The sequence below is a fragment of the Streptomyces sp. SID14478 genome (assembly GCF_010548525.1).
Taxonomy (GTDB): domain Bacteria; phylum Actinomycetota; class Actinomycetes; order Streptomycetales; family Streptomycetaceae; genus Streptomyces.
Map to the genome: position 1 here is coordinate 1 of NZ_JAAGMG010000484.1, position 9,779 is coordinate 9,779.

The following is a 9,779-nucleotide window of genomic DNA, read 5'->3' on the forward strand; positions in this document are numbered from 1 at the left end:
GGCTCCGGCGCGCTGGCGCTCTTCGGGTTCGGCGGCCTCGCGCGCGGGCGCACCGGCCGGGCCTGGGTGCTCACCCTCTTCGGGCGCTACCGGGGCAGCGTGCGCAGGACCGGCCTGCTCTGGGTCAACCCGCTGCTACTGCGCCGCCGCGTCGACGTACGCCTGCGGCACTGGCGCAGCGAGCCGATGCCCGCGGTCGACGCGAACGGGGTGGCGCTGCGCGTCGTCGTGCTCGTCGTGTGGCGGATCAAGGACACGGCGCGGGCGATGCTGGGCGTCGAGGACCACGAGGAGTACTTGCGCGAGTGCGTGGAGGCGGGCCTGGCGCGGGTGCTGTCGCAGCTGCCCGCCGACGCGCCCCCGGTCGCCGGCGGGAGCCCGCTGCACCAGGACGTGCCGACCCTGCGCAACGCCGAGGCCGTCGGCGATCTGCTCACCCGCCGGCTCGCCGCGGATGCCGGGCCGGTCGGCATCGAGGTGTTCTCGGCGCAGACCTCGCGGATCGAGTACGCGCCCGAGGTGGCGGCAGCGATGCGGCGGCGCCGGGTCGCGGCGCTGGACGCCCAGCACCGCGACAGCGTGCTCAGCTCCGTCGTGGACTCGGTGGAGGACACGGTGACGCGGCTGACCACGCGGGGTCTGGTGGATCTCGACGACTACGAGCGCAAGGCGCTCGTGAAGGACCTGACGGTGGCGTTCTACACCGGCAGGGGGGAGTGAGCGGAGTCACGGCTTTGTATGGACACGGCCAACTCCCGGCAATACATTGGGAGTTGGTCTAGACCTGAAATACCGCTGTGCGCACGGCTCCGTAACTCCCCACACCCCCAGGAGCGGCAGCATGCGAAAGACGTCACGGCGTACCAAGGCGTACGCGGCCCTGCTCGGCCTCACCACCGCGGGCGCGTTCGCGCTCTCGGCGAGCGGTGCCAGCGGCCACGGCTACACCGACCTGCCCATCAGCCGGCAGAAACTCTGTGCCAACGGCACCGTCGCGAACTGCGGCAACATCCAGTGGGAGCCGCAGAGCGTCGAGGGCCCCAAGGGCTTCCCGGCCGCGGGCCCCGCCGACGGGCAGATCTGCTCGGGCAACCACGGCGAGTTCGGGCAGCTCAACGCGGCCAAGCAGCCGAACGGTTCGGCCTGGCCCACCACGAAGGTGACGGGCGGTCAGAGCTACACGTTCCGCTGGCAGTTCACCGCGCGGCACTCCACCACGGACTTCCGCTACTACGTCACCAAGAACGGCTGGAACGACAGCCAGCCGCTGACCCGTGCCGCCCTGGACACCACTCCGTTCCTCACGGTGCCCTACAGCGGCCAGCCCCCGGCCACCCTGTCCCACTCCGGCACCCTGCCCTCCGGCAAGTCCGGCCACCACGTGATCCTCGCGGTGTGGACGATCGCCGACACGGCCAACGCGTTCTACGCGTGCTCGGACGTCACGTTCTGAGCGGTTCCGGGGCGGTCCCCGATGTTCTGAGCCTGTCTTGAGGCTCCCGCGCCCCCGGCGCGGGTAGCTTCCCTGCACGCCGCCCCGATCGCGGGGCGGCGTGCAGGGCCAGTGACTCGGGGGAGCGCCATGGATCTGATCTTCACTCTCGTACCTACGCTCATCGCGTGCGGAGCGCTCGCCATGGGCTTCGTCGTGGTGCGCCGCTCGCTGCGGTTGCGGGCGGCCTGGCGGGGCGGGCTCACGGCGGAGGCGCGCTGCCTGCGCGCGTACACGACGAGGAGCGGCGGCGACCACCCGAGCACCACGCAGCACCACGTCTACGAGTTCACCGCCCGCGACGGGCGGACCGTCCGCATCGACGAGCCGGGCGGCCCCGCCATGACCGTCCAGGGCGACGTGGTCCTCGTGCACTACACGGCCGAACACCCCGAACACGCCACCGCCCACGCGCCGCGGCCCTTCGCGAACCTGGCGGGCACGGTGCTCGTGCTCGCGGTCCTCGCGGTGGTCGTGGCCTTCTGCGTGTTCTTCGTGTCGGGCGCGGGTGACATGCCGACGGACGACTTCTGACCACGGGGTGTGCGCGGCACTCCCTTTCTGACGATGCGTCAATTATCGTGCGCCGCCATGGGATCCATGACGCGCACCTTCGCGGAACTCGTCCAGGAACGATGGGGGGACCACCGGCCCGGGCTCGCGTACGAGGATCAGGTCCTCAGCCACCACCAGGTCGCCGCGGGCGCGGCGGCACGGGCCGCGCTGCTCGCCGATCTGCTGCCGCCGGGCGCGGAGCCGCACATCGGGGTGCTGCTCGACAACACCCCCGAGTTCCCCCAGTGGTTGAGCGCGGCGGCGCTGGCCGGGGCCGCCGTCGCCGGCATCAACCCGACCCGGCGCGGCGCCGAACTGGCCCGCGACATCACCCACACCGACTGCCGCGTCCTGGTCACCGAGCGGTCCCGGCTCCCGCTGCTCGACGAGCTGGAACTGCCCGGCGTCCGCGTCCTGGTCACCGACACCGGTGCGTACGCCGAACTGCTCGCCGCGTACGAGGGCGCGCAGCCACAGGTCGCCGCCGGGGTCGGGCCGGACACCCGCATGCTCCTGTACTTCACCTCCGGGTCGACCGGCGCCCCCAAGGCCGCCGTGTGCACGCAGGGGCGCCTGGCCGCGGCGGGCCGGTCCCTGGTCGACACCTTCGGCGTCCGCGCGGACGACGTGCACTACATCTGCATGCCGCTCTTCCACGGCAACGCGGTCATCGCCGACTGGGCCCCGGCGATGGCGGCAGGGGCCGGGGTGGCGCTGCGCCGCCGCTTCTCGGCGTCCCACTTCCTCGACGACGTGCGCGGGTTCGGGGCGACCTACTTCACGTACGTGGGGCGTGCCGTCCAGTACCTGCTCGCCACCGAGGAACGCCCCGACGACCGGGACAACCCGCTGCGCGTCGGCTTCGGCACCGAGGCGGGGGCGGTGGACGCGGCACGCTTCGAGGAACGGTTCGGGGTGCGGCTCGTCGAGGGGTACGGCTCGTCCGAGGGCGGCGCCGCCGTGCAGCGCACCGCCGACACCCCGGCGGGCGCGATCGGGCGCGCGGCACCCGGCGACGACCTCGTCGTCCTCGACCCGGAGACGGGCGCCGCCTGCCCGCCCGCCGTGTTCGACGCGGGCGGGCGCCTGGTCAACGGGGGCGAGGCGATAGGGGAGTTGGTGAACCGGGGCCGGTCGTCCTTCGAGGGGTACTGGCGCAACGACGCCGCGTACGGGGAGCGGGTCCGTGCGGACGGCTGGTACTGGACGGGCGATCTCTTCTACCGGGACGCGGCCGGGTTCCTCTACTTCGCCGGACGCGGCGACGACAAGGTCCGCGTGGACAGCGAGAACCTCGCCCCCGCCATGATCGAGAACATCCTGGCCCGCTGGCCGGACGCCGCCGCCGTCGCCGTGTACGGCGTGCCCGACCCGGTCTCCGGGGACCAGGTGATGGCGACCCTGGCGCCGCGCGAGGGCACCGGATTCGACCCCCTGGCCTTCGGGGAGTTCCTGCTGGCGCAGGGCGATCTCGGTACGAAGATGGCGCCCCGCTTCGTCCGGGTGGTGGAGCGGATGCCGGTGACGGCCACGAACAAGGTGCGGCGCGGGGAGCTGCGCCGCGAGGGTTTCTGGAGCGGGGGAGAACTGTGGTGGCGGCCGGCCGGCGAGGCGACGTACCGCCGGCTGACGGAGCGGGAACGTGATGCCCTCGTGGGCGCGTACCGGGAACAGGGCCGCGAGGCGCTGCTCCAGCCCCACTGACGGCCTTGGTCGCTGGCACCCCTGCGGACCAGGTACTATTTCCGAGTCAGCAGGCGCCGCTAGCTCAGTTGGTTAGAGCAGCTGACTCTTAATCAGCGGGTCCGGGGTTCGAGTCCCTGGCGGCGCACGTTGTCGGTGGCGGGATGTGTTCGCGGAGTACGCGAACCGTCCCGCCATCGTTGTTTTTGCGCGGCTTCGCCGCGCGGTGTGGGGGCTTCGCCACCCACGCCCCCGACCGGCGCGGGGGCCCCTTGTGGACGCGGGGACCGGGCTGGGGTGCCCGGCGGCGTACAGACGGGCAAGGCCCTTCGTGTGAGGTCAGATCGTCAAGGACAGGAGTACCGGGGCCGCTGACTTGTTCAGGCGGTCTGCCGCGTGGTGGAGGCGGTGGGCGTGTTCGACCGGGAGGGACAGGGCCAGGCAGCCGACCGCGGAGCCCGCCGTGATCGGGACCGCGGCGCAGACCGTGCCGACCGCGTACTCCTGGAGGTCGAGGACCGGGACCGTCGCCGGCTGGGAGGCCAGCTTGGACAGGAGCACCTTCTCGTTCGTGATGGTGCGCGAGGTCAGGCGGGCCATCTTGTGGCGGGAGAGGTGGTCGCGCCGGCCGTTCAGGTCGAGCTGACCGAGGAGGCTCTTGCCGACGGCGCTCGCGTGCGCCGAGACGCGGAAGTCGACCCACTCGTTCACCGCGGGGGCCTCGGGGCCGGACGCGTACTGCGTGACGCGGACCTCGCCGTCGATGTACCGGCTCATGTAGACCGCGGCGCCCACGACGTCGCGCAGCTCGTCCAGGGTGATCTGGAGCTTGGCGGTGAGCGCGGCCTCGCGGCCCTCGGCGGAGCCGAGCCTGGTCAGGGTGTCGCCCGTGACGTACGCGCCGTCGGCGGTCTGCTGGACGTATCCCTCGCGGCGGAGCATGCGCAGCAGCGTGGTCAGCTCGTCCGGGGGCAGGTCGACGGTGCGGGCCAGCTCGGCGGTGGTGACGCCGATGCCGTGATGGGCGACCGTCTCCAGCACGCGGAGCGCCAGCTGCACCGACTGGTGCGGTTGGTACGCCGACGCGTCCTGTTCGTGCTTCAGCGCCACGGGATCCCCCTGCATGGAACGGTTCCGGACAGCTGGCTCCGTCCACGATAGCCGCCAACACACCCAATAGGGGCGGCTGTTGGGGAGATTGGTGGCGCGTTCCGTGCCTCTCAGCAGGAACGCGCCACCCTGGCATATGCCAAAGTCATGCCCCAATCTGTGCGCGGCAGGTCACAGGACCGCGCTCAGGAACTCCCGGGTGCGCTCGTGTTCCGGTTCGCTGAAAATCTTTTCCGGCGAACCGGACTCGATGACGCGGCCCGCGTCGAACATGAGTACCTGGTCGGAGATGTCCCGGGCGAAATTCATCTCGTGGGTCACACAGAGCATGGTGATGTCCGTGGTGTGCGCGATGTCACGCAGGACGTCGAGCACCCCGGCCACCAGCTCCGGGTCGAGCGCGGACGTCACCTCGTCGAGCAGCAGCACCTGCGGCCGCATGGCGAGGGCCCGCGCGATGGCGACCCGCTGCTGCTGCCCGCCGGACAGCTGCGTCGGATACGCGTCGCAGCGGTCCCCGAGCCCCACCATGTCGAGCAGCTCGCGGGCCCGCACCTCGGCCTCGTCCTTCGGCAGGCCGAGCACGGTGACGGGCGCCTCCATGATGTTGCGCAGCACCTTCATGTTCGGGAAGAGGTTGAACTGCTGGAAGACCATCCCGATGTTCTTGCGGACCTCGCGGATGTGCTTCTCGCCGGCCGGGACCAGCTTGCCGTTCCTCTCCTCGTGCGTGAGGTACTCGCCGCCCACCTTGATCGTGCCCTCTTCGGGCTTGAGCAGGGTCATGAGCAGCCGCAGGATCGTGGTCTTGCCGGAGCCCGACGGGCCGATCAGCGTCACGTGCTTGCCGGAGGCGACGGAGAAGTCCAGGTCGTCGAGGACCGTGTTGGCGCCGAACCGCTTGGTGACCTTGTCGAACCTGATGAGTTCGCTGCCGTCGACGGCGGGGTTTCTGATCTCTTGGGAAGTGCTGTTGTCAGCGGACAAGGCGACGCTCCAGAACTCGCAGAAGGAGGGATGCGGGGAAGGCGATGACGATGAAGGCCACGCCCACGACGGTCAGTGCCTCGGTGGTGAAGGTCTCCTGGCTGTACGCCTGGGCCTCGCCCAGCATGTCCAGCGCGCCGATCACGTAGATCTGCGGGGAGTCCTTCAGCATCGCGACCACGTAGTTGCCCAGGGCGGGCACCACGCGGCGAATGGCCTGCGGCAGGATCACGGCCGTCCAGGTGTGGCGCCGGGAGAGGCTGAGCGCCGTGGCCGCCTCCCACTGGCCGACCGGAACCCCCTCGATGCCCGCCCGGTACACCTCGGCGGTGTACGTCGAGTAGTGCAGCCCGAGGCCGACGACGCCCGTGGTGAGCGGCGACATGGTGGGGCCCCACTCCGGGACCACGGTGAAGAGGAAGAAGAGCTGCACGAGCAGGGGCGTGTTGCGGATGAACTCGGTGATCGCCGTCACCGGGATCCGCACGCACGCCGGCCCCGAGCGCTGCGCGATGGCCCACACGAGCCCCAGGGTGAACGCGATCAGGGTGCCCCAGCCCAGGGCCTGCAGCGTGATCAGCACGCCGTCCCAGAAGCGCGGCATGAAGGTGTCGACGACCTGCCAGTCCCAGTTCACTTGGTGTCCCCCGTCCCCGTGACGCCGCTGCCGGTGAGGGCATCGACCCGGCCCTTGCTGCGCAGACCGCTGAAGAAGCCGGACTTCTCCGGCTGCCTGCCGACCTTCGCCTTGGCCCGGCGCTCAAGGACCCGCATGCCGCGGGTCAGGATGAACGCGAGGATGAAGTAGAGGACCAGGAGCAGCGTGTACGACGGCGCGCTCTCGTTCTTCGCCTGGCGCAGCAGGCCGCCGGCGAACGTCATGTCGGCGACCGAGATCGCCGAGACCAGCGCGGTGCCCTTCATCAACTCGATCAGGAGGTTGTTGAAGGGAGGGATCATCTCCGGCCAGGCCTGCGGCAGTTCGATCAGGCGCAGTCGCTGCATCCGAGTGAAGTTGAGCGCGACCCCCGCCTCGCGCTGTGCGGCCGGCACGGAAGCCAGCGCACCCCGGACGATCTCGGAACCGTACGCGCCGTAGGTGAGTCCGAGCGCGAGCACGCCGGACGCCAGCGGAACGAACTGGAGATGCAGCAACGGCGGTACCGCGAAGGCCATCCAGAGCATCAGGACCAGGGCCGAGGTACCGCGGAAGATCTCGAAGTAGGCGCCCGCCACGATGCGTACGATCCGCAGCCGCGACGTGCGCCAGATGCCCACCGGAAGGGCGATCGCGAACGCCACCAGGGCGCTGTAGACGAGGACCTGAATAGTGATCCACACCGCGGGCAGGAACCATGAGGTGAGGAACTCGGACGACATCATGATGCGGAACCCCCAGAGGCCGGCGGGCAGAGCTTCTCGACCGTCAGGTCGGTCATCTCGTCCTCCGTGAAGCCGAACGGCCGCACGATCCGCAGGAGTTCACCGCTCTTCTTGAGCTTGTGCAGCTCTTCGTTGAAGGCGTCGCGGAAGTTCTTCTCGGAGGGGCGGAAGGCGAACCCGCCTGCACCGTAGGCGGGTTTGCCGTCGACCACGGGCTGGAACGCCTTGGTCGCCTCGACCCGGCTGTTGCCCTTCACCACGCCCTTGACGGTGACGTTCGTACCGGCGAAGGCGTCCACGCGCCCCTGCGCGACGGCGTCGCGCCCGGCCACCGGGTCGGGCAGGACGAGGATGTTCTTCACGCCCGCCGCCTCGGCGTAGCCGATCTCCGCGTACGCGGTGCCGCTGGCGAGCTTGAGGCCCTTCTTGGCGATGTCCTCGTACGACTTGATGCCGTGCGGGTTGCCCTTGCGCACGATGAACGAGTCCAGCATCAGGTAGTCCGGGTCGGAGAACAGCACCTGCTCACAGCGGACCGGGATGATGTACATGCCGGCCGACACCACGTCGAACTGGAGCGCTTTCAGGCCCGGTATGAGAGCGCCGAACTGGGTGGGTATGGGCTTGATGTTCGGTATGCCGAGTCGTTTGAAGATGACCCGGGCGATGGCCGGGGCCTCGCCGGTGGCCTTGCCGTCCGAGTCGATGTAGCCGAAGGGCTGTTCACCGGCGACACCGACCTTGACCGTGCCCGACGAACGCAGCCGGTCGAGCAGATCGCCGCCCTCGATCGCGCCTTCCTCCGGTGCCAGGCTGCAGCCCGTCACGCCGACAGCGCCCACTGCGGCCGCGCCCATCAGGAACGAGCGGCGGCCCAGCCGACTGACTTCAAGTCTCTTGTCTATTCCAGGTGGTGGAGCCATGGGCGCGCGGCTACCCGGCTCGACTCAACATATGCCGACCAATTCACGCCCTTGATACGGGCGAGGCGGTCTTGACCCACGGGGGTGGCTGAGGTTGACCATGGAGCGCATGGCTGACTCACCGGACCGTTTCATCGAAATCTCCCTGGCCAAGCGGGGAGTTGCCTGCACGGCGAAACTCCTCGACGACCGCGCTCCGCTGACCTGTGCGGCGGTGTGGGACGCGCTGCCACTCGTCTCGGACGTCTACCACGCCAAATACGCCCGCAACGAGATCTACGCCCTGTTCCCGGCATTCGCGGAACAGGAGCCACCGCTGGAGAATCCGACGGTGACGCCCATTCCCGGCGACCTCTGCTATTTCTCCTTCAACGGGACGCAGTTGGGCTCCCAGTCGTACGGGTACGGCGCCGGGGCGTCGCTGGCCGCCGGCACCCCCGTCATCGACCTCGCGCTGTTCTACGAGCGCAACAACCTGTTGATCAACGGGGACGTGGGCTGGGTCCCCGGGATCGTGTGGGGTCAGGTGGTGACGGGCCTCGACGAGATGGCCGAGGCCTGCCAGGACCTGTGGCGCGGCGGAGCGGTGGGGGAGACGCTCGGATTCAAGCGGGTGTGACGGCCCCCCCCGAACCAGCCCCGCCGGCGTGTGACGGGCGGGGCCCGGGGCGGAGCCCGTGGCTTAGGGCGTGTTGTGAAAGTCCCGCCTGCCCCGCGGCGTCCGGCACGCACTCCCCCAGCCTTCGGCCGGGGGGACCCCCAGCGGCGTTGCCGGAGCGCCCGAATAGCTCCGCTATGAGGACGCTCCGGCGCCTTGCGATCGCACGCACCGGACGCCGCGGGGCCCGCCCTTCGGGCGAACGACGGGACTTTCACAACACGCCCTGGGCCCCGACCGGCGGCTCCGTCCCCGCGGCCCCCGCCTCGTACAGGGCGTGCGCCACCCTGAGCACCAGGGCGTCCTGATGCCGGGCCGCGACCACCTGCAGCCCCACCGGCAGGTGACCGTCCAGACCGACGGGGACGGACGCGGCCGGCTGCTGGGTCAGGTTGAAGGGGTACGTGAACGGGGTCCAGCCCGTCCAGCGCCGCAGCCCCGAACCGCGCGGCACCTCCACACCCGCCTCGAACGCGGGCAGCGGCAGCGTCGGCGTGATCAGCACGTCGTACGTCGAGTGGAACAGGCCCATCCGCCGCCCCAGGTCCATCCGCACGTCCACCGCCGCCAGATAGTCGAGGGCGCTGTACCGGGCGCCCTGCGCGCAGACCTCCTTCAGGCCCGGGTCCAGCAACTCCCGCTGCGAGGGCGACAGTTGCTGCACCACCCGCGCGGCCCCGCCGAACCACAGCACGTGGAAGGCCTCGACCGGGTTGCTGAAGTCGGGGTCGACCTCCTCCACGTACGCGCCGAGCTCGGCGAGGCGGGTCACCGCCGCGCGCACCCGCGACGCGACGCCGGGCCGCACCGCCACCTGCCCGCCCAGCGAGGGCGAGTACGCCACCCGCAGGCCCCGCACACCGCCGCGCAGCCCCTCCCGGAAGCTGCCGGCGACCGGCCCGAGCTGCGACCAGTCCCGCGGGTCGGGGCCGGAGATCACGTCCATCATCAGCGCCGCGTCGGCCGCGCTGCGCGTCATCGGCCCGAC

At 70.6% G+C, this 9,779-nt stretch carries 11 protein-coding genes and 1 tRNA gene; 6 read left to right on the forward strand and 6 right to left on the reverse strand.

What is annotated here, in order from left to right; translation table 11 throughout:
- The 5 genes from G3I40_RS16060 to G3I40_RS16080 all read left to right on the forward strand — a co-directional run.
- Positions 1 to 720, forward strand: a 720-nt coding sequence (locus tag G3I40_RS16060) for an SPFH domain-containing protein (protein WP_275410190.1), incomplete at its 5' end; no start/stop codon positions are given.
- A gap of 121 nt (positions 721 to 841) precedes the next feature.
- Positions 842 to 1,453, forward strand: a complete 612-nt coding sequence (locus G3I40_RS16065; RefSeq protein ID WP_164302845.1) for a lytic polysaccharide monooxygenase auxiliary activity family 9 protein — start codon at positions 842 to 844, stop codon at positions 1,451 to 1,453.
- A 129-nt stretch (positions 1,454 to 1,582) separates the two neighbouring features.
- Positions 1,583 to 2,026 (forward strand): DUF3592 domain-containing protein, encoded by a 444-nt coding sequence (locus G3I40_RS16070; RefSeq protein WP_164302846.1) that lies wholly within the window; start codon positions 1,583 to 1,585, stop codon positions 2,024 to 2,026.
- A gap of 57 nt (positions 2,027 to 2,083) precedes the next feature.
- A complete protein-coding gene (locus tag G3I40_RS16075; RefSeq protein WP_164302847.1) occupies positions 2,084 to 3,751 on the forward strand; it encodes an AMP-binding protein in 1,668 nt (555 codons plus the stop codon).
- A 53-nt stretch (positions 3,752 to 3,804) separates the two neighbouring features.
- Positions 3,805 to 3,878: transfer RNA gene (locus tag G3I40_RS16080), tRNA-Lys, on the forward strand.
- Positions 3,879 to 4,069: 191 nt separating this feature from the next.
- On the opposite strand, the gene G3I40_RS16085 is transcribed toward G3I40_RS16080, so the two are convergent.
- The 5 genes from G3I40_RS16085 to ehuB all read right to left on the reverse strand — a co-directional run bounded on the left by G3I40_RS16085 (position 4,070) and on the right by ehuB (position 8,133).
- The gene (locus G3I40_RS16085; RefSeq protein ID WP_164302848.1) at positions 4,070 to 4,840 is read right to left on the reverse strand and encodes an IclR family transcriptional regulator C-terminal domain-containing protein; all 771 of its coding nucleotides are present in this window, start codon (positions 4,838 to 4,840) and stop codon (positions 4,070 to 4,072) included.
- A gap of 171 nt (positions 4,841 to 5,011) precedes the next feature.
- Complete coding sequence (ehuA, locus tag G3I40_RS16090) at positions 5,012 to 5,827, reverse strand: ectoine/hydroxyectoine ABC transporter ATP-binding protein EhuA (RefSeq protein ID WP_164302849.1); 816 nt, start codon at positions 5,825 to 5,827, stop codon at positions 5,012 to 5,014.
- Positions 5,817 to 6,464, reverse strand: coding sequence for an ectoine/hydroxyectoine ABC transporter permease subunit EhuD (ehuD, locus tag G3I40_RS16095; RefSeq protein ID WP_164302850.1), 648 nt, complete (start codon positions 6,462 to 6,464; stop codon positions 5,817 to 5,819). Before ehuD ends, ehuA begins: the two co-directional genes overlap by 11 nt.
- Complete coding sequence (gene ehuC, locus G3I40_RS16100) at positions 6,461 to 7,210, reverse strand: ectoine/hydroxyectoine ABC transporter permease subunit EhuC (protein ID WP_164302851.1); 750 nt, start codon at positions 7,208 to 7,210, stop codon at positions 6,461 to 6,463. Before ehuC ends, ehuD begins: the two co-directional genes overlap by 4 nt.
- Positions 7,207 to 8,133, reverse strand: coding sequence for an ectoine/hydroxyectoine ABC transporter substrate-binding protein EhuB (gene ehuB / locus G3I40_RS16105; RefSeq protein ID WP_164302852.1), 927 nt, complete (start codon positions 8,131 to 8,133; stop codon positions 7,207 to 7,209). Before ehuB ends, ehuC begins: the two co-directional genes overlap by 4 nt.
- 109 nt (positions 8,134 to 8,242) lie before the next feature.
- On the opposite strand from ehuB, the gene G3I40_RS16110 reads away from it, so the two are divergent.
- The gene (locus G3I40_RS16110; protein ID WP_164302853.1) at positions 8,243 to 8,752 is read left to right on the forward strand and encodes a DUF3830 family protein; all 510 of its coding nucleotides are present in this window, start codon (positions 8,243 to 8,245) and stop codon (positions 8,750 to 8,752) included.
- Positions 8,753 to 9,005: 253 nt separating this feature from the next.
- On the opposite strand, the gene G3I40_RS16115 is transcribed toward G3I40_RS16110, so the two are convergent.
- The coding region (locus G3I40_RS16115) for an amidase family protein (protein ID WP_275410191.1) at positions 9,006 to 9,779 on the reverse strand (774 nt) is incomplete at its 5' end.

What these genes read in the sequence shown, in the direction of transcription:
- G3I40_RS16110 (WP_164302853.1), top strand. Translation starts at nt 8,243, where the DNA reads ATGGCTGACTCACCGGACCGTTTCATCGAAATCTCCCTGGCCAAGCGG.
- ehuB (WP_164302852.1), bottom strand. Translation starts at nt 8,133, where the DNA reads ATGGCTCCACCACCTGGAATAGACAAGAGACTTGAAGTCAGTCGGCTG.
- ehuC (WP_164302851.1), bottom strand. Translation starts at nt 7,210, where the DNA reads ATGATGTCGTCCGAGTTCCTCACCTCATGGTTCCTGCCCGCGGTGTGG.
- G3I40_RS16075 (WP_164302847.1), top strand. Translation starts at nt 2,084, where the DNA reads ATGGGATCCATGACGCGCACCTTCGCGGAACTCGTCCAGGAACGATGG.
- G3I40_RS16070 (WP_164302846.1), top strand. Translation starts at nt 1,583, where the DNA reads ATGGATCTGATCTTCACTCTCGTACCTACGCTCATCGCGTGCGGAGCG.
- G3I40_RS16065 (WP_164302845.1), top strand. Translation starts at nt 842, where the DNA reads ATGCGAAAGACGTCACGGCGTACCAAGGCGTACGCGGCCCTGCTCGGC.